This window comes from Paraburkholderia sp. UCT70 (assembly GCF_050434085.1).
In the GTDB taxonomy this organism is placed as follows: domain Bacteria; phylum Pseudomonadota; class Gammaproteobacteria; order Burkholderiales; family Burkholderiaceae; genus Paraburkholderia; species Paraburkholderia tuberum.
Map to the genome: position 1 here is coordinate 982,623 of NZ_JBNPVZ010000004.1, position 18,044 is coordinate 1,000,666.

Below are 18,044 nucleotides of genomic sequence, written 5' to 3' on the forward strand. Positions count from 1 at the left end.
GAGCGCACGCCGCGAAGCGATATCGCGACCTCCCGACTGGGTAGTCGAGCCGATCCCGGCGCGCGCCGAGCGCAACGCATGGACGCCGGATCAGCGTCACATCTCCGACACGCCGGACCCGGTACGCGTCGAGCCGATCGCCACGCAGTTTCGCGCGAGCGGTCACGACATCGAGGTGACGCTGCGCGCGCTCTTTTCTCAGCGATGCGTTTTGGAGCGATGGCAATCGCGGGGTGCTGGTGAAGTCGCCGGTCGAGTTCGTGATCGGCGCGCTGCGCGCATTCGCTGTCGGCTACGACAACACGGCGCCGTTCGCCGCGCAGATCCGCCCGCTCGGCGAGAACCTGTTCTATCCGCCGAACGTCAAAGGATGGCTGGGCGGCGCGTCCTGGATCAACAGCTCGACGCTGCTCGCGCGCAAACAGTTCGTCGAGCAGCTGTTTCGCGCGACCGAGACTGCGGGGGCGCCGCGCATGAATGGCGCGGCCAGAGCGAAGAGCGCGGCGAGCGGCACGCGGCGGGATGCGTCGAATGCGCCCGTCGTGCCGGGGCGTGGTTACGACAACCTGCTGATCCTCATCGAACTGCAAGGCGGCAACGACGGTTTGAACACCGTGATCCCGTTCGCCGATCCTGCGTACCTCGTGCTGCGCAAAAACATCGGCATCAAACGCGAACCGATGATCCAGCTCGACGAGCGCACCGCGCTGCATCCCGCGTTGGAGCCGCTGATGCCGCTCTGGCGCAGCCGGCAGCTCGCGATCGCGCAGGGCGTCAGCTATGCGCAGCCGAACCTGTCGCATTTCCGTTCGATCGATATCTGGCATACCGCGTCACGCTCCGACCAATATCTGCGCGACGGCTTGCTCACGCGCGCGTTCGCGATGGGGCCGGTGCCCATCGGTTTCGCGGCCGACGGCGTCGTGATCGGCAGCGCCGAAATGGGGCCGCTCGCAAACGGCGCGCGCGCGATCGCGCTGGTCAATCCCGCACAGTTCGTCAGGGCCTCTCGACTCGCGACGCCAGTGTCCTTGCACGAGCGCAATCCCGCGCTCGCGCCTATTCTCGACGTCGAAAACGACATCGTGAAAGTGGCCGGTCGTCTGCGTGCGACGCAAGGGCAGCCTCAGTTGCAGACCGCGTTTCCGGGCGGCGCGTTCGGCAGTTCGATCAAAACGGCAATGCAGGTGCTGGCCGCTTCGGACACCCTGAAGATAGCTGGCGCCGGACGCGCGCCAGTGGAGCAGCCGTTGAGCGGGCAGGGCGTGGCCGTGATCCGGCTAACGCTGAACGGTTTCGATACGCACCAGAACCAGCCGGGACAACAGGCCGAGTTGCTCAAACAGTTCGCGGAAGGGATGGTGGCGATGCAGGCCGCGCTCGTCGAGTTGGGCCGGTGGAACGATACGCTCGTGACGACGTACGCGGAATTCGGGCGCCGTCCGCGCGAGAACCAGAGCAACGGCACCGATCACGGCACGGTGGCGCCGCACTTCGTGACGGGCGGTCGCGTGCAGGGCGGTTTGTTTGGCGTGCCGCCGATGCTTGCGCGGCTCGATGGGAATGGCAACCTGCCGGTCGGCGTGGATTTTCGCCAGCTTTATGCGACGGTGCTCGGGCCCTGGTGGGGGTTGGACGCGCCTGCGATTCTGCAGCAGCGGTTCGAGCCGCTGCCGTTGCTGCGGGCGTGAGCGCTGGGCGCGAATCGACGCGCCCGGCTGTCAGGCTACTTCGCGCGCCACGCGATCCATAGCTTGCGGATCGGCGTCAACGCGATGCGTTGATGCAGCACGTGATAACCGTCGCGCTCGATTTCATCGAGCAACGCCAACGCGAGCGCCGCGAGCGCGAGCAGCGTGCGCTGCGCGCGCCGCGCACTGGCGGGCACCACGGCGAGCGCGGTCTGCACCGCGTCGCGCGCGCGATTCGTTTCGAACCGCATCAACTCGGTAAAAGCGTCGGTGTATTTGCGGTTGATCAGATCGGCGGCGGTGACGTTGTAGCGCTGCATCTCGTCGATCGGAACGTAGATGCGGCCGTGCCGGGCATCGTTGCCGGTTTCGGCGACGAACTGCGCGAGCATCAGCGCCTCGCCGAGCGGAGCGGCCCACGCCGACGCTTGCGCGGCATCGTCGGCCGATCCGATTGCAGCCGCGCGCGACACCAGCGACGCAAAATTGCCACCGACACCATGCACATAGCGGCGCAGGTTCGGATAGTCGAGATAGCGTGCCTGGTCGAGATCCATCTCGAAGCCCGCGAGCAGTTCCTGCAGAGCCCGATATTCGGCCTGCGCGTCGGGCAGATAGGCCGCGAGTGCCTTGGACACCGGATGCGACGGCGAGCCCGCGGCCAGCGCGGCAATTTCTTTCTGCCACCAAGCGAGCTTCGTGCGGCCGACCGCCGGATCGCTCGTCTCCTTGACCGTTTCCTCGAACTCGCGACGCAATGCGAAGAGCGCCGTCAACAGCGGCTGACTGGCGGCGCGCGCCTGGCGAAGCGCATAGTAGGTGCTCGATCCTGGGGGCGCCGCTTTCTGCTGGCAATAGTCGTCGAAATTCACGGGATGGGAGTGTGGGGAAGGACTGGCGAGAAGGGCGCCGACGTCCGTCGCGGCGCCCGTCTCGACGAGCCGAAAATTGTAGCATCGGCGTCGCGCGCGCAGATACCGCCGGATGCAGACAAGCGCGAATCAATCGGTTAGAATCTCGCGCTTACGCTTTCGGGAGCGTGTTCAGCGCGCTTGGGAGTGCACAGGACAATCGGGCGCGACGCATCGCGGCGTACCCGGCTGCGAGGGTGGCGAAATTGGTAGACGCACCAGGTTTAGGTCCTGTTGCTCCGCGTGATGCGTGCAGGACTCAATCTGCTGCAGAGTGGCGTGAAACAAGGGTCTGCGCGGTGTCTCGCAATACTTCGGCGTCTCGCAGAAGGCCGTATCGCATGCGATATCGCAGCGGTCCTGCCTGCTAGGTATAAAAATTCGCGTGAGTGGCGAAATTGGTAGACGCACCAGGTTTAGGTCCTGACGGGGGCAACCCTGTGCCGGTTCGAGTCCGGCCTCACGCACCATAAAGAAGGCCATGTACCGTTAAGGTACGTGGCCTTTTACTTTCACCCGCGCCCCCTGATTGCTCGCCGCGACTTACGCCACCAGGTCATCGCCGGCATGTCAGCGAATTTCACGGCGGAATACGAATACAGTGCATGCACCAGTGCGGACAGTCGTTGTTCGTTTGTGTCGATTACCTGGAGCAGGTAGAGCAGTCTGTTCGCTATTTGGCCGGGGTCCATCTTCTTCCGGTGCTCGGCAATAACCTGCATGCCGATTCGAAACGCGCGTAGCTGTTCATACGCGTAAGCACACTCGCCGGCAAGTTCCGGTCCGAGCACGCCTACCTTTGCAGGCGCGCTGTCGAACATCGGGTCCGTCGGCATCGGCATGCTGTACAAGGGGAGGGGTTTCCCTTGTCTCGCCATCAGTACCATTCCGTGCAAACCGGCTTAATAACTTGAACGCACTCGCGTGCGACTCGAGTTCACCCGCAAGCGCGCTGGCCCACGACGTACTGTCCAAGTGCCGACGATATTGCTCCGCCAAGAAGTTGCTGGCGTATGCCACTGCGAGTGCGCCGCTCGCTGCGATGACTGCAGCACTAATTGTCACCAAGCCGTCCGCCATGCGGGCCATCCCTTCGCCAATTTCGATGCGCGTAGTGTACCCGCCGATTTGCGTAAAATCTGCGGATGGAGACCGTGAACTGAGACCAGCATGGAAACGAACAAGCCGCCGCCCGCCGTCCCTGAAGACTTTCCCTGGGACACAACACCCGCGTCCCTGGGCGGCGCACAGCCGAAACTGGCATTGCGCCGCATGCCGGACGGGAGATTTGTCTCGGGACTCACGCCTGAGGAACGCTTTGGCCCGGCTTCGTACGCTACTCGAGTGGTAGCGGCACGCGACCAAAGAAAACCCCGCCGGGTGACGGGGCAGTGCATCGCTGATGCTCGGCGCTTACACGTGCTCTTCGATGAGCGTGTCCGAAATGCCGCCATTCAGGCGACGCGGGGTGTACCCGGCGCCGTCGATACCAAGTGCTTTGTCGACGGCAGCCTTGTCCGCCGGCGACATGCGTTTCTGGAACTTTTGGAAATCGGCGTCTGCTTCGAAAAATGAGCGCACAACTTCTTCAATCAGTTCGCCATGCTCTACCGGTGTTTCGTAGGCCTGCTGATAGAAGACGCGATACTGTTCAATAGCGGTGCGCGTCGACATCTTCAGGCTGATGTTCAGACGGTCGGTCGGGTCGATGACAGTGAATTTTTTGAGAGCGGGCATGGAGGCCTCCGGTGAGAGTGTTTTGAGGTGTACTCTCGCTGCTCATTTCGTGGCTCGCTTCGAGTACATAGGGTATAAGCACCTCAAAAAACCCACCCCCCCATCTGCTGAACCGCTTTTTGCATTTTCGCTGCTCTTTAGAGGAAGTCTTCTAAATAGTAATCTGTGCACTCCTCGCGCAGCAGCCGTGCAAGACCCGCACACAAGCCATACATCACACGCACATCCATTGCATCTCATCTGCCTGGGCAGGTTCGAGCTGTTTCACAGCTCGTGGGCGCAAGCGCGCGGCTAGCGCGGGAGTGCCATGCATCTCATTGGTATCAAGTGCGGCCCACCGGGCCGCTCATCTGGCCACTTTTGACCAAGACACGCCAGCGCGTTTCAAGACAACCCCTTGCATGCAATGAGCAGCCACCCCGCCTGCGCCTCCAAACTCTCGCACCGAGTCCTCACTGCGCACTCGACGTGCGCCGCCTCTGTACACAGCTAAGCTCATTTAAAAGAGTCCCGCGTGCGCAGGCAAGGCTCCGTCCACGGCCCTGATATCAATACAGATGTGGGCAAAGGAAGTAACTCCTTCGTGCGCAGGCAAGGCATGTGCAACCCTTTGATTGCAAGAACGGCGAACAGCGGCTGGTGCCTCGAGGCTCAGGCGGGTGTGCTCAACGCAGGCCTGCGTGTCAGGGACTCCTGCACGGGGTGGGGGTTGCCGTTGTGCGGAAGCCTGCGCGTCAGAGACTCTTGCCTTACATTCGACTCCCCGGCGGGATACCGCGTCACGGGGTACGGAAAACGGGTTTTCGGGGCACCGGGGAGGAGCCGAATGGCGAGCTGAGGGTTGCGGCGTCGCTGAGCACTCCCGCCTGCGCTAAGCAACACCGCCGCAAATCCACAGCGAGCCCCGCTCGCTGCCAACAAAAAACCCGCTCGAAGAGCGGGCCTTGTTCTCAGCGCGTGAGCGCGTCAGTGGGTCACCTGGGTCAGCGCATCAAACGCTTGTGCCGCTTTCGCGAGGTCTTCCGAGAGCCGGCGCGCGCCGTCCGGGGTGAGGGGCATGTACACGACTTCGCCTTTGACTTCGCCTTGCAGATACACGCCGGAGGTGCGGCCCGCCTTGACGCTGAGCAGGTCGATGTAGGATTTTTCCATGTGAGAGAGAGTTCGTCGTTGTTGTTGGATGGATGTTCAGGCTTCGGCCGGCGCCGGTGCGGCCACTTCGCCGAGCACTGTTTCCAACGCGAAGCGGATGGCAAGCGAGCGCGACACGCCAGGACGCGGACGGGCCGTCAGCGAGGCCGCTTTCAGGTGCTCATTGAAGCGAGCGCGGTCTCCGTCGAGCCGGGAGAGAAACGTGTGGTAGACGGAGGCCGGGATGCTGACAGAGGTGCGCGTACCGTCGGGCAAAACGACGGGCAGGTGCTTCGCGAGTTCGATGTTCGTAGTGGTGGACATGGTGGTCTTCCAGTGTGTTGATTGATGTCAGGCGCGGGTGCAGGTCAAGTCCCGCATACGACATATAGCGACCGGTTTTAAGTCACCACCGCAGCCGCTTTCGCTCATGGCCACGAAGGGGCATCCGGGCAAAATACACGGCTTGCGAGGGGTCTGAATGGCAGCATGGAGGGGCGTCGAGCCCCGGAGTTTTCCGGTCAGTTAGAGAGAAGTGGCTCCCCGCCGAAGCGGGCGGAGCGCGGAGCATGTCCAAATCGCCGGAACGCCTGATGCATCAAGGCTGAGCGCCAGGGACGAGGTGTTGTAACCCCCTGTTGGACGTCGAATAAACAGCGTCCTAAACAGGGGATATGAAAAACCAGTTTCCTGGGACGACGGCTGACGTGGCTCAGCGAAACGTCATGGCCGGCGAAATACACGGCTAGACGACGCGTTGAAAATGGTGACGTTGGTAGTGAGTGCCGTGGGTTCCGTGGAAGTAGGATTTGTGCGGCGAGTAGCCGCTCGCTGCCGCCGTTTTGCTACTCGGGCAACTTTTTGTTTGAAGCGGACCCTCATGACCCGCAAAGCCCCTATTGCACGAATGTGCTTCGCGCAACAAGAGTCTCGGGCGCGCTGCCAGCGCGCTTAGAAGAGTCCCGCTTCGTCTCAAACTCTTCTCCCCGTCTTTCCCTGCCCATGGGTGCCGTAGGTCACACTCACTCCGGAAAGCCGAGGACTTTCTTAAATTCCTGAACGGTTTGAAGGGAGGAAGGGCTAGCGCGCGGTGCGCGCCTCTTGTACCGCAGCGTGCAAAGCACGCCTCAAGGGCGGGCTATGCCCGCCCGCCTAACTGTTACTTGTTACTCTGTTTCTTGTTAAGGAGGGGGCAACTCCTTGATTTTTCCGCACGTTTTTCCTCGTCAATACACGGGTTAATACAGGGGTCACTACATCGGTCAATACACGTGTAACTCGCCCGAGAGCCGGGCAAAATACATGACTCCGGCTTCGTGTCTTTTGTCCGGTTGCCTCGTTCTTCAGTGCCCGAACAATGGGCTCGACATTTGATAGGTCAAATTAGACACAGCGTGTCCGCCGGGGTAATAACGAACCGATGGACCTTCATACAAAGAAAGCGGCGTGCATCCCGGCAGGCGCAGACCGAACAAAGCGTAGTTGCGCCAACGGCACGCCCGCTTAGGGCGCTGGGCCGCCTGACTCGCCGCCGTCGCCTTTTCGAACAAGCACAGCGACCGTCCAATACTGAGCGCTCAGCGCCGCACCCGGAACGTCGCTCTTGCCTCGCCCCGCACCTTCGCAGACGACGAACGCCGCCGGACTGCGCCCGCGGTCTGGATAGTCGTAGGCAAGTTGGTGTACCCGCCGACGCCCACACGGTCCGGTACACCAGCGCGCACCGCTTCGATGAGCGGCCCTTCTGCAAAAAACAGGTTTTCTTGAACAGTCATGGTTGCTGCATCAGCATCTTGAAATAAGCTTGCACGGTGCTCGCGATGTCATCGCTGTCTTGCTGAGCGAGCCCTCCGGTTGCGCTAAGCAGAAATGCGCGTCGTGGGAGATGCCCCTTGCCAGGACCGTCGAGTTGCTCGTGATATGTACCGTATTAAGCCCCTTTGGTCAGGGTTGGCTCGGTTGAGAAGGTGTTCGAATTGATGCTGTTTCGAAAGTCGGGGTTATGGGGTGCATCAGATTTTCGGGCTGCGAGTGGCCTTGCCGGGCGCGCTGCTTCGCCGTGCTCGGTGCCCGGGCTGGCCATCGAACGCCATCGGGGTCGGTTTTCGTATCGAAGCGGGCCTGGATGTTCTGCTCGAGCGTCGCCGCAATGCTGCGGAACAGGCCAGTCAAGTCCGACGTGCCGTATGTCCCAGACGCCCGACTCGTCGTAGCAAATGCTGTCAATCCAGCCTGACGCCGGGGTAGGTTCGGTTTGTCAATTGCCGTCAGACTCTGGTGTTCGTAGTCGATGGGCAGGGGCAAGCTGTAAGCGTTAAAGGCGTCCAGCAAGTCATTGAACATTGAACGAGTAGGTGAATGGCCCGCGTTCATCCCGGCCGGCAAACCGGATGGCGGCAGAAGCTGGATGGGGGTGGCTAGCGGCGAACCTTTTTCAGTGGGCGCTAGGTCGAGCGGGGGGTATTGAGTCGTTGACTTGGGCGGAGCGAGGTTGATTGCAACCGTGTAGCCGACACCTGCCGCCGTTTGCGGGAGCCCAAGACCCATCAAAAAAGCGCCCCGCAGGGCGCTTCGTGCCTCAATTGAGGTCGTATTCCTTGTCAACCTTAGTCTTCTTTTCGACCGTGAGACCGTGCAGGACATAGGCCCTTTGCCCGTTGCGGCGCGAGGAAGCCTTAAGCGACCAGCCCTTGATGAAACACGCTGCCGTCAGCTCGTCGTGAGCGGCCTTCAGCGAGCGGCCGAACTGCTCTCGGTCCGTGCTTGCACCGAGGAATTCGACCAGCTCGTCAAACGTGAAGTCGAAACGACCGTCGTGGCTCTGATAGAAAAGAAAAAGACGTTTTGCGAGGTCGCCGGTGAGCTGCTGATACATGCTTTCCGAGTACCAGCTCGACAACTTCTGGCCAAAGAACGCACGTACATAGCGCGACAGCTCAGTCGTGAACTTCAGCGTATTTCCTTTCTCCGACTTGGCCTCGACGATGTCGCCGAGCAGCTTGAAAGACGTGCGTACGCCGGAGATGTCACCCCGCTTGAAAAGCGGCTCCTGCAGAAAAAGCGCTTGCCAGCTTTCGACAACAGCCACGTCGTTTGTCCAGACGCGCAATTCGGCGTTACGCAGACGCTGCAGCTGCTTCGCCAGTTCCTTGCGATTGTTGCTTCCCGGGTCACGACCCATTGCCTTCAGCATGTCGACAACGCGGATTGAGGGCGTGCGCGCGCCAAGCGGCACGGTGGCGGCAAAGCGCAGGATGTACGCAAAGGTCTCCCAATCGCCCGAGCGCAGTTCTTCGCCGACATACGACATGTCAACAGTGCCTTGGCGCATTCCGGAGATGCGAGCAATGCGCAGCGGCTCGGCGTCTGTGAACATAGGGCGGACGGCGTTGCGCGGCTTCATCGCGATAATAGGCGAGCGCATCACAATGTGCGGCAGGGTGAGCTGCGTCGTACGAGCGGCCGGCAGATACAACTCGGCTTCGGCGTCATGTGTTGCAAGCGACTCGTCACCCTCGAGCAAGTCGTTGTCTGGCGGCATGTATTCCAGCGGAAACTCCGCAGCGCGAACCGGGTCACGGGTAGCAGCAGGGGCTTTCGCGGCAACTGGCTCTCCATTCTCCTCAGCCATCGCACTGACAGCTTCGGCGAGTTCGGCGTGCACGACCTCCGTAGCGCCGGCTTGACGCATGGCTTCCGCCTTGACTTCGCGCTCGGCATCCAGCTTCTCAATAAGTTCGGTCGTGTAGCCCACCTCCAGGTTATGCAGACGGTCGACTTCGTTGAAAATGGCATTGCCGGTGATTGCAACGAGCGTCGCGAGCCAGGTATGGTCGGTGACGCGCGTCGAGAAACCCGGGCGGTCGCTGCATTCGATATCGTCCGCTGCTTGCATCGCTGCCGTCAGCAGCTGCTTCATCCGCACTGCGTCCAAACGCGGAGCGACTTTGAGCCACGCGCGCAGTAGCGCAGGTGTGACCGCGTGCAGCACGTCGGTATCGAGGTCGACCATCTCGATGATGTCGTCGAACGTGAAGGTGGCGAATTCGTGGGCGTCGAACGTGTATACAGTGGTCGTCATGAGGGCATCCCGTTAGAGCGGTTATAAAATGTATACTGCGATGGTTTTAAACCGGTACTGGGCTGAACGTGTCTCGTGCACTTTCTATAGCGACTTCAAGAGAAGGGACGGGCCGCAGGACATCTGCCGAAGGGTTGGCGCGTATCTGGAAGGCGGGGCCAGCGAGGTCATTGTCGTAGGCCGGTGCGGAGAGGTCGAAGTTTGGGGAGTAAAGGGCCAGCGGCAAGCTTCGATGTTCGGGATAGCGCTATCGCTTGACCGCACGTACTTCGAAGAGGGCGGTGTGGCCGCCGCCCCCAGTGCTCGTTGCTGAGAGGACGCGTTAGCTCGAAGCCGTTTGGCGGGACCTCGGTCACTTCGCCGCCAATGCCAATTCCCTCCAGTTCTTTCGCACGCGCAACGATGCCGGACCTGGCATTCTTGAGGACGTGCGAAGCAGCGAACGGCGCGCGGAGCGCGTGCCTAACTTGGGCTTACTTCTGAGCACGTTTCGACGCGCAGCAGTCGGGAGTTCTATTGCTTTTTAGTAGCGGTGTGATGCCTCGGCCGTCGGCGACGAGGTAGCGACAAACGGTTTCGTGGTCGGTTTCCACCTGGACGTTTATGTCCTCGCTGGTGCTTCAGCTGAACCGGCGACGAGATGTAAGTCGCATCCGAGCGACGTCGCGCTGCTCTGCACAGAAAAACGAATGGGCCGCCAAGGCGGGCCATTCGTTGCCAGCTCAACGCCGACCGCGCAGAGGGGGGCCGAGTGCCGATGCCGTCTATGCTTTTGGCTCTGCGAGGAAGCCTTGAACGGATACTCCCTTGAGACGGCGACTGAGAGGCCTGCCGAAACGGCTAGTCCACTTTCAGCAACCGCAATGCCTGTTGCCAACGGTCGGCCGTCATCGAACTGAACCAGTCGTCGTGCCCTGCGTCACGCAAGAGCATAAATTGCGCATGCGGATGCTCAAGGGCCAGCCGTTCGGCGTGCCATACCGGGATGAGGGTGTCGTTCGCCGCGCCGACAACAACCAGTGGACCTGTATAACGCTCGAGCGCGGCGACCGCATCGAAGTGGTCATGCAGTATCCATCGCACTGGAAACAGTCTCAGCTTCTCAGATGCTACGCTTGCCAGCGAATCCCACGGCGTGATGAGCAGCGCGCCGGCGACCACCGACTCTTCACCAAGTATGGCTTGCGCTGCCATACCGGCACCCAACGACTCGCCAACCAGAAAGATGGGACCGCCCCATTGGGCTCTGCTTTCAGCAAGCGCACTTCGCGATGCCGTCATTGCAGCTTTCATGGTCCGCGTACCCGGTCGCTTGCCATGGCCGGGATACTCGACAAGAACAGCGCGATAACCGGAGCGGACGAACACATCTGCAAGCGGCAGCTTGTTCTCTGCGGACTCTGCGTTGCCGTGATAGAGGATAAAGGTTCCGAGCGGTTCGCGGCCGTCCGGAGTTACGACATATCCTGCGTATCCGCTGGCGGGATGCCAAGGTTGGACATCATAGCCCGTATGTTGTCCAAGCCCGATATCGGGCACGTTTGAGACCGCAGGGAGTAGTAGCCGGTCTTGGAAAACGTAAAGGGCTATCGCCGCCACAACGTAGGCGATGACGGCAAGGCGGACGGTCGTCCACAACAACCACATATCCGTTCCTCGCGGCTGCCTGACTGGCGGACGCGCCTCATTGTGCCGACGTCGTGACCGTAATCCGGCATCCGTTCGGCGGCGTCGCCCACACTTCATCGCATGGCTGCATATCTCACGAGTTCTGCCTCGGTTTCATCATGTTGTCCGCTGGAAGCATGCCCGGTAGGGCCTCCACAAATAAATCGGTCTGTAACGCAGCGCCAGCCTGCACGTCATACTGAGCAAAGTCCCGGACGCCCGCAGCCAGCAGGACTTCGTCGTCGAGGAAAAAGTTGCCCGAGCATTCTTTAGCCGGGCGCGTCAGGATATAGTGGGCCGCGTCGGCGACTATCTCCGGCTTGCGACACGCCGCAAGCTGGTCCGTACCACCAATCTCGTTTCGCACAGCAACTGTCGCGATGGCAGTTCTCGGCCATAGGGAATTGACAGCGACACCACGGTCTCTGAACTCGCCGGCCCACGCCAATGTGAACAGGCTCATCGTGTATTTCGCGATGGTGTATGCCGGAAAGTCGCTAAACCACTTTGCGTCGTGGAACAACGGAGGTGACAGCGTGAGGATGTGCGGGTTCGGCGAATTGAGGAGATGCGGCAGGCACGCTTGCGCGCACACGAACGTGCCTCTGCCATTGACCCCGTGCATCAGGTCGTACCGTTTGACGGGTGTGTCTAGCGTGCCAGTCAGTCGAATGGCGCTGGCATTGTTCACGAGGATATCGATGCCACCGAACAACTCAACGGTCTCGGCAACCGCGGCTTTCACGCGTTCTTCGTCGCGAATATCCACAACAAGCGGGAGCGCCCTGCCGGCAGCAGCTTCAACAGCTGCAGCCGCCGTGTGAATCGTACCCTCGAGACGTGGGTCTGGGTCGGCGGTCTTTGCGGCAATCGCGACATTCGCGCCGTCGCGTGCGGCTCTGAGTGCGATGGCGAGTCCGATGCCGCGACTGCCACCAGACATGAATATGGTCTTGCCGGCAAGGGTCATGGTTGTCTCCTGAACACTCCCTGTAGCATACGCTGCTGCCGTCATCACGCCGTTGCCGATGTAGACGTCACTCGTGAAGGGATGGCGTACGCTACTCATCTCGTCGTGAGCCGCAGACGCTGAACCCGTCGTTCGCGCGTGGCTTCCTTCGCTTGTGTTTTGTATGGTGCAACTGGCGACCTTGCCACGCAAGATGCTGCCAGCACGCTACGAGGCGCATCGCGCAGACTCGGTGCCCGCGGCAGGAGTAAGTATTGGCGTGGTACGCAGACGACTGACGCCAGTGCTAACTGCGACTGGCAGCGACCCTGCAGATTGGTGAGCGAGTCCACGTCGCCAGCGACTCTCTGACGGCGTCGTATTCACCGACGGTGCGCTGCGTTGACTGCATCTACGGGGGCCTCGGGCAGCTGGATGCGGGGGGCGACAGGTGTGTCGCTGTTTCCGATGGCAGTGCGAGCGGCCAGGCGCGACTGTCGCCCCTGATTTGCCGATTCTCGATTCCGCTGTCAATCACGACCTTGGCGTTCTATAACATAAGCGCAGCAAGGGTCTTATTGGTCAATTGACGTTACAACGTCCTGTCACCAGCGCACTTATTGCGCATCCTTCTGCCCCGCCCGGTACCAGCCTCGCGTCATTACCCAGGTAGTCATCGAATAAGTCCGGCTTTGGGCACCAACGGTGCCACAAGCCAGCTTCGCATTTGCTCGGCTAAACGGCATCGGGGACGACGCTGTATGGCGTTGGGTGGAGCGAAAGCAGGAATCAGCAAGGCGCGAGAACAGGTCTAATGCAACCATCGCGCGCTCGTGGGGATGCCAATCCCCTTGTTATTCCGGGTCGTGTTATTCGCAACCCGTTGACGAAAAAGAGGTGACGAGATGAAAGTGCAGCTCTTAGCTGTAGTCAGTGCGGTATCCCTGCTCGCTGTGACCGGCGCCGCCCACTCGCAGCAAATGCAACCGTCGGGCACAACTGACCCGTCGTCTGCCCAGCAGCCCATGACAACTGCCCAGCCGGCCACGACTATGGACCGCACCCCTGACCTGGGATACGGGCCCCAGCCCGGCGGAAGCAGCGGCAGCGGCAAAGCCAGAAACGGTGCCTCGTGCACGGTGGGCCTGTCCTGCGATATCTATCAGGGCAGCTAGCACGCCTGAGGTCGCCGATGCCAGCTTGACCCGCATGCGGAAATTTGGATGACCACACCGTAATTGGACAGCGAGTCGTTGTTGCTCGAGTCTCGTTTTAAGCGGTAGGGGGTCAGCCGAGGCCTCAGTGCGACGTTTTTTCGGGCAATTAAATCAGAGCGCAATCGGGGAGCGTCATGTCGCGGCTAATTGTCCGACCGCTTTGCCCGTGACGTGATAGTTTCAGGAGACCTTATTTGAAATAGCGGTTCTGGTAGTCGGTTCAAGAAACCAAACCAATCGAAACTTTGTGGAGTACATGGATATGAAACCGCTCAAAGTCGCGGCAGCTATCACCGCCGTTCTCGCATTCGGATATGCCCACGCGCAAAATGTGGCGCCTGCAACGCAGCCCGCAAATTCCACCGTGTCTTCGACAGACTCGGTGGGTGGTGTGCCCGCCACGAGGAGTGACGCTGGCGCTCCAACGGGAAAGACCCGAGCCCAGGTCAAGCAGGAGTTGCTGCAAGCGCGCAAATCGGGCGAACTCGACCGCATAAACGCGGAGTATGGGGGTCAATAAGCACGGTGCCTGCTCGCATTGGTCGGGTTTGAGGCGTCCCATCCCGGGTCGTTCAACTTTCATATGCGGTCTGGAAAAGGTCAGGGATGCTGCGCGACAATGCGGACGATGGGCGCGAAAGCGAAGACCCGGATGCGAGGTGGTGCTGTTGGACGTGTACCCAGCAATCTGCACGGTCAGGCTCGCGGTTAGGGAGCGTTACGCGGCAGGTTGCCGGGAGCGCAGGATAGCGTCCGGAACGCTTCATATGTTCGCCGACTTTGAGTTGGTCTGTTCTTTCGTTCGCTCTTGCTCGCCTTCTGTCATCGAAAAGGTCGCTGCACAAATTGATGAATAGTTGGTCGTGAGGAACCCACCAGCCATGCAATGGATAACGATTCGCGGGAAGAGAAGATTCGTGTAAGGGCCTATCAGCTCTGGGAAAAAGACGGCAGCCCGGAGGGACGCGCCGACGAGTATTGGGAACAAGCGCGCTTTCAGATAGATGAGGAAGAATCAGAAGCCGACGGCAACGGAGACGGCCCGAAGGGCCGGCTGCCAGGGTGACGAAAACCGGCTACGGGCTGAGGCGTCGCCACGCGGTTGAGTGCGTGGCCGAGCCATAACTCAGGCCATTACATTAGTATTGCTTGGCGAACTGCACGGCGGCGCAGTGCTTGTGCGGTATTCTTTCGTTGCACGCTGCGTGCGACCGCGGCGACAGTTTAGCCAGGCGCCTATACCCAAGCTTCACCTGACGCGGAATCTCGGCGCTCGCTGAGGAATAGCCGACATAGAGTTCCTCACTGAGGGTCCTAGTATAGCGAGGGCTGTCTCCGACAGAGTCAAAAATGCTCGGCGTTGAGAATCAGTTTTCCGTGGACCCGTCGAGGTTGAAGGGGGCACCGCCTGCGTGCTGCTCGAACCAAAGGAGCGCATCTTCCGAGCCGAGAAACCTGACGCGCTCTCGTGCAGCTTTCAGCGTCTTCACTTGGTCCTTGATGTCCGACGGCGGGTTGCCATAGGCGTTCAGAATTGCCTTGCCCGCAAATAGGCGTTCATAAGGTACACCGTCCCTGGTCAAGGTGACCACGAAAAAGCCACGCGAAAGGGGCTCGTTTATCAGGCTGTCGTCCGCAGTAATCACCTCGACAGTGGCATCCGGGTCAGTCGCCTCCGACCATAGCGGCGAGCCGCTCGCCGTATCAGTGCCTATCAGTTCAGCGGCTCGCGCGTAGCCATCCGGGACACTTGTCACAGTCTCGCGCAGTGGGTCGATGAGAAAAGATACGTCCATTGGCTCCTCCTGTGTTGACAACCTGTTTCGGGGCAACGTCGGTGTTCACGATAATACACGACGCCCGTTGGCCGGAGGCTAAGCGGCCGAGCGGCGTACTTCGGCAAAACCACGCGGTAACCTCAGGGGGAGGGAACAAGCAGATTTGCTGTCGACGCCAAAATGATTTTGACCCGCATGCCGACATCGGATTGGCCTACCTGCCAATCGAGCCAAGGCTGCAGCATCGACGCCTTGCAGCTCATCTAACTTGTCGTCCGCATTACGGCATGCGGGTCAAGCTGGCATTGGCGACAACAGTCCGGCCAGCGCGTGTCTCGCCTTGAGCTGCAAGATACGTCGGGTTTGAGCCGGTGTCATGGGTCACAGCGTGCTAACGAGCCCATCTGGCCGTAGCCTTGAGAGGCTCGGCAAAAAGCGGTCGTGCAGCCATCTTGCTTTTCGTCCATCTAACTCAACATATTGGCCGTTTACCGCGCTACCAGACAACTGAACGTGAACCGCAAAATTCGCTCTCGAAAACACAGCCGCCCGGCAATGTCACCTTTACTGCGCGCGCTGACTTACAGCCACGCTTCGCTTGAGTCCGTGACGCAGGCGATGCTTCTGCGGTGCTACATTGCACTGGATGCTTTCCGACGGGGCCACGGCTCACGCGACCTGTTTTCAGCGCTTGGTCGAACCCTTCTGATTGCGGAATAACTCGGACGGCTCGGTCATTGGGCAAGCGCGCTGAGCGAGATTGAATCGGCACAAGCCGCACTTATGCGTATCAACGCCGAAGAGCACGCAAGCGGCGGGTGGCGTGTCTGTGATGCAGATTACCTGGCTTTATCCACCGGTCTTGCTGTATTCAGTGAGCAACTCAGCGCTGCTTCCCTCAACGACATCGCGAAAGCTGAGGCTCGGATGTTCGAGTGTCTCCTTGGTTCGGAGCGGGCGACGCGACAGGTCAAAGAGCTGGCCTGAAGGCTTTTCATCGCCAGGCTTGCCGCCGTCGAATGCCGTTGCACCGTAGTGAGGCTTTCGGCCCGACGAGAAGTGTCGTGCGTCATACTCACGCGCGAGCTGGCGGGCGCTCAACCACGACCGGTTCACTCACAAAACGACGCGCTATCCAATTGCTACGCCGACGTCGTGCGCCGCAAATAAAAACGCCCCTCGGATTTTGGTCGCGAGGGGCGCTATCACGTCAGAACACTTTCGCTTACAGTGCGGCGTCCTTCAGCTTCTTCAGCGGGCGCACCTTAAGGCGCACCGAAGCGGGCTTCGCCGCGAACCATTTGTCTTCACCCGTGAACGGGTCCTTGCCGAAGCGCTTTTTCTTAGCGGGTACGTCTTGCGCGACAACCTTCAGCAGGCCGGGGAGCGTGAACTCTTTCGCGCCCTTCTTGTGAATCGATGCGAGCACCGTTTCTTCAAGCGCCGCCATCAACGCCTTTGCCGCCTTGGGTTCGACGCCTGAGCGCTCTGCGAGATGAACGGTCAGCGATGCCTTCGTAAACGAATCCTTGATGGGTTTCAACGGAGCGGCCACAACGGCTTTTTTTGCTGCGGGCACAGCAGCTTTCCTGGCGACAGGCGGAGCTTTCTTGCTGGCGGCCGTCACTCTTTTCGTAGCCGGAGCTGCCGCTTTCTTCGTGGCCGGAGCCGCAGTTTTCTTCGTGGTGGTGGTTGCCATGAGTTCCTCGCTTCTAGTCAAAGGTTGCCCAAGACCTTTGCCTTTGCGCCGTCACCGACTAACGCAAAGGTACAAATCCTCGGGTTGGGCGCCAGCGTAGCAAGACCGCCATGAAGACGCAATGTCTGAGGCCTTAAACCAAGGGATTTTTGGCGTAGAAGTTAATAAAGCGGTGACCTGTACTCTGCTTTAGGGACATTCGGCCAGTGAGACCCTGCGGACCGGATTGAAGCAGCGCTGCTGGCCGTGACTGTCCCCGCTGGAAGGCCTCCCCGACTGACTCCGTCAGCGCAGTGAGGGTGGGAGCGCGACGCGGCGGTGCTTTCGCGGAAGCTCAATGCTATCGGCGTGTGACTTGAACCGCGTGCGAGAACGTTTTCTCGGCGAGCGCGGACCGGCGTTGTCGGCACACTGGCTGACCAGCCGTGTATCAATCAGTATGGATTGACTGAGCTGCAACTGCCGTGGCAGTCAACGGCAGATGCGAAACGATTGCGGCTATCCGTTGGTCTTTCAGTGTGCGTTGCAGCTGGACTGCTTGCGCGCCGTTTCATTCATCTTTCTTCATGCAAGCATGTCTACGTCCTCCCATTGCCATCACCACTTCACGATGTCATTGCATTGAGCGAAGTCCAGTCGCTGTCTGGCCTGAAGACATTTGCGCGAGTTAAAGCCTATTTCCACGACGGCGCCGTGTCTCGCCTGGAAGAGCGTCACAGCGTCGTTCGCGCCAATGTGCGCGGCACGCACCGGTACAGTGTCGAGTTGGGCGTGGGCGGCGACGGCGAGCTGACCTATGAATGCAATTGCCCGGTTGGAGGCGACGGCGTCTTTTGCGAGCACGCGGTTGCGGTCGCGCTGTCATGGCTTGAAAACACCGGCGAGGAAGTGTTCCACGCCCAGGGGCCTGGGACGGCGAAGCCTCGCAAGAAGCGCAAGACCAATGAAGAAAGAAGCCACCCTGCGCGACCTGCTGCTGGAAGCGGTCGAGCGCGACATGACGCCGCGCGACGAGCTACTGTTCGCGGCGCGAGCCCTCCGCAGCAGACTTCGATACCTGGGGTTGCTCTGTTACCCGAATCCTATCAAGCACCGCATTTTATCGCGACGCTCTCCGTTTCCACAGCCACGGATAACGAGTACCGGAGTCAGTGATAGCCCGGCGCATTGCCGTCATCCTGA

The 18,044-nt window shown here is 60.4% G+C and carries 16 protein-coding genes and 1 tRNA gene; 6 read left to right on the forward strand and 11 right to left on the reverse strand.

The annotated features are described in order from the left end of the window. Positions 1–233 precede the first annotated feature (233 nt). On the forward strand, positions 234–1,691 hold the full coding sequence (locus OKW41_RS30155) for a DUF1800 family protein (RefSeq protein WP_429574905.1): 1,458 nt from the start codon (positions 234–236) through the stop codon (positions 1,689–1,691). A 35-nt stretch (positions 1,692–1,726) separates the two neighbouring features. On the opposite strand, the gene OKW41_RS30160 is transcribed toward OKW41_RS30155, so the two are convergent. Next, positions 1,727–2,563 carry a squalene/phytoene synthase family protein gene (locus OKW41_RS30160; protein ID WP_429574906.1) on the reverse strand — a complete coding sequence of 279 codons (837 nt, stop codon included), beginning with the start codon at positions 2,561–2,563 and terminating at the stop codon, positions 1,727–1,729. A gap of 422 nt (positions 2,564–2,985) precedes the next feature. On the opposite strand from OKW41_RS30160, the gene OKW41_RS30165 reads away from it, so the two are divergent. Then, positions 2,986–3,072: transfer RNA gene (locus OKW41_RS30165), tRNA-Leu, on the forward strand. Between the two features lie 42 nt (positions 3,073–3,114). Here the strand turns inward: OKW41_RS30165 and OKW41_RS30170 are convergent. The 8 genes from OKW41_RS30170 to OKW41_RS30205 all read right to left on the reverse strand — a co-directional run bounded on the left by OKW41_RS30170 (position 3,115) and on the right by OKW41_RS30205 (position 12,189). Then, positions 3,115–3,453, reverse strand: coding sequence for a hypothetical protein (locus tag OKW41_RS30170; RefSeq protein ID WP_429574907.1), 339 nt, complete (start codon positions 3,451–3,453; stop codon positions 3,115–3,117). A gap of 562 nt (positions 3,454–4,015) precedes the next feature. After that, positions 4,016–4,339, reverse strand: a complete 324-nt coding sequence (locus OKW41_RS30175) for a hypothetical protein (protein WP_429574908.1) — start codon at positions 4,337–4,339, stop codon at positions 4,016–4,018. A gap of 966 nt (positions 4,340–5,305) precedes the next feature. Then, positions 5,306–5,491, reverse strand: a complete 186-nt coding sequence (locus OKW41_RS30180) for a hypothetical protein (protein ID WP_429574909.1) — start codon at positions 5,489–5,491, stop codon at positions 5,306–5,308. A gap of 36 nt (positions 5,492–5,527) precedes the next feature. Then, complete coding sequence (locus OKW41_RS30185) at positions 5,528–5,794, reverse strand: hypothetical protein (RefSeq protein WP_429574910.1); 267 nt, start codon at positions 5,792–5,794, stop codon at positions 5,528–5,530. Between the two features lie 1,620 nt (positions 5,795–7,414). Next, positions 7,415–8,113 (reverse strand): phage virion morphogenesis protein, encoded by a 699-nt coding sequence (locus OKW41_RS30190; protein WP_429574911.1) that lies wholly within the window; start codon positions 8,111–8,113, stop codon positions 7,415–7,417. Continuing rightward, positions 8,049–9,482 (reverse strand): hypothetical protein, encoded by a 1,434-nt coding sequence (locus tag OKW41_RS30195; RefSeq protein ID WP_429574912.1) that lies wholly within the window; start codon positions 9,480–9,482, stop codon positions 8,049–8,051. The genes OKW41_RS30190 and OKW41_RS30195 overlap by 65 nt, the downstream gene beginning before the upstream one ends. Before the next feature lie 909 nt (positions 9,483–10,391). Beyond that, entirely contained in the window at positions 10,392–11,198 is an 807-nt protein-coding gene (locus OKW41_RS30200) for an alpha/beta hydrolase (protein ID WP_429574913.1), read from the reverse strand. A 115-nt stretch (positions 11,199–11,313) separates the two neighbouring features. After that, positions 11,314–12,189 (reverse strand): SDR family oxidoreductase, encoded by an 876-nt coding sequence (locus OKW41_RS30205; RefSeq protein WP_429574914.1) that lies wholly within the window; start codon positions 12,187–12,189, stop codon positions 11,314–11,316. A 1,458-nt stretch (positions 12,190–13,647) separates the two neighbouring features. Here OKW41_RS30205 and OKW41_RS30210 point away from each other — a divergent pair. Beyond that, entirely contained in the window at positions 13,648–13,905 is a 258-nt protein-coding gene (locus OKW41_RS30210) for a DUF4148 domain-containing protein (RefSeq protein ID WP_429574915.1), read from the forward strand. Positions 13,906–14,271: 366 nt separating this feature from the next. Further along, on the forward strand, positions 14,272–14,451 hold the full coding sequence (locus OKW41_RS30215) for a DUF2934 domain-containing protein (protein WP_133662093.1): 180 nt from the start codon (positions 14,272–14,274) through the stop codon (positions 14,449–14,451). 301 nt (positions 14,452–14,752) lie between these two features. Here the strand turns inward: OKW41_RS30215 and OKW41_RS30220 are convergent, their stop codons facing one another. Beyond that, positions 14,753–15,181, reverse strand: a complete 429-nt coding sequence (locus OKW41_RS30220; protein ID WP_429574916.1) for a hypothetical protein — start codon at positions 15,179–15,181, stop codon at positions 14,753–14,755. A gap of 765 nt (positions 15,182–15,946) precedes the next feature. On the opposite strand from OKW41_RS30220, the gene OKW41_RS30225 reads away from it, so the two are divergent. Then, positions 15,947–16,150 carry a hypothetical protein gene (locus OKW41_RS30225; RefSeq protein ID WP_429574917.1) on the forward strand — a complete coding sequence of 68 codons (204 nt, stop codon included), beginning with the start codon at positions 15,947–15,949 and terminating at the stop codon, positions 16,148–16,150. A gap of 238 nt (positions 16,151–16,388) precedes the next feature. Here OKW41_RS30225 and OKW41_RS30230 read toward each other — a convergent pair whose 3' ends face one another. Next, positions 16,389–16,862, reverse strand: a complete 474-nt coding sequence (locus OKW41_RS30230) for an HU family DNA-binding protein (RefSeq protein WP_429574918.1) — start codon at positions 16,860–16,862, stop codon at positions 16,389–16,391. 444 nt (positions 16,863–17,306) lie between these two features. Between OKW41_RS30230 and OKW41_RS30235 the strand changes: the two genes are divergently transcribed. Next, entirely contained in the window at positions 17,307–18,017 is a 711-nt protein-coding gene (locus tag OKW41_RS30235) for an SWIM zinc finger family protein (protein WP_429574919.1), read from the forward strand. Positions 18,018–18,044 lie beyond the last annotated feature (27 nt).

What these genes read in the sequence shown, in the direction of transcription:
- OKW41_RS30175 (WP_429574908.1), bottom strand. Translation starts at nt 4,339, where the DNA reads ATGCCCGCTCTCAAAAAATTCACTGTCATCGACCCGACCGACCGTCTG.
- OKW41_RS30180 (WP_429574909.1), bottom strand. Translation starts at nt 5,491, where the DNA reads ATGGAAAAATCCTACATCGACCTGCTCAGCGTCAAGGCGGGCCGCACC.
- OKW41_RS30185 (WP_429574910.1), bottom strand. Translation starts at nt 5,794, where the DNA reads ATGTCCACCACTACGAACATCGAACTCGCGAAGCACCTGCCCGTCGTT.
- OKW41_RS30190 (WP_429574911.1), bottom strand. Translation starts at nt 8,113, where the DNA reads ATGTCCTGCACGGTCTCACGGTCGAAAAGAAGACTAAGGTTGACAAGG.
- OKW41_RS30195 (WP_429574912.1), bottom strand. Translation starts at nt 9,482, where the DNA reads ATGGTCGACCTCGATACCGACGTGCTGCACGCGGTCACACCTGCGCTA.
- OKW41_RS30200 (WP_429574913.1), bottom strand. Translation starts at nt 11,198, where the DNA reads ATGTGGTTGTTGTGGACGACCGTCCGCCTTGCCGTCATCGCCTACGTT.
- OKW41_RS30205 (WP_429574914.1), bottom strand. Translation starts at nt 12,189, where the DNA reads ATGACCCTTGCCGGCAAGACCATATTCATGTCTGGTGGCAGTCGCGGC.
- OKW41_RS30210 (WP_429574915.1), top strand. Translation starts at nt 13,648, where the DNA reads ATGAAACCGCTCAAAGTCGCGGCAGCTATCACCGCCGTTCTCGCATTC.
- OKW41_RS30215 (WP_133662093.1), top strand. Translation starts at nt 14,272, where the DNA reads ATGGATAACGATTCGCGGGAAGAGAAGATTCGTGTAAGGGCCTATCAG.
- OKW41_RS30220 (WP_429574916.1), bottom strand. Translation starts at nt 15,181, where the DNA reads ATGGACGTATCTTTTCTCATCGACCCACTGCGCGAGACTGTGACAAGT.
- OKW41_RS30225 (WP_429574917.1), top strand. Translation starts at nt 15,947, where the DNA reads ATGCGTATCAACGCCGAAGAGCACGCAAGCGGCGGGTGGCGTGTCTGT.
- OKW41_RS30230 (WP_429574918.1), bottom strand. Translation starts at nt 16,862, where the DNA reads ATGGCAACCACCACCACGAAGAAAACTGCGGCTCCGGCCACGAAGAAA.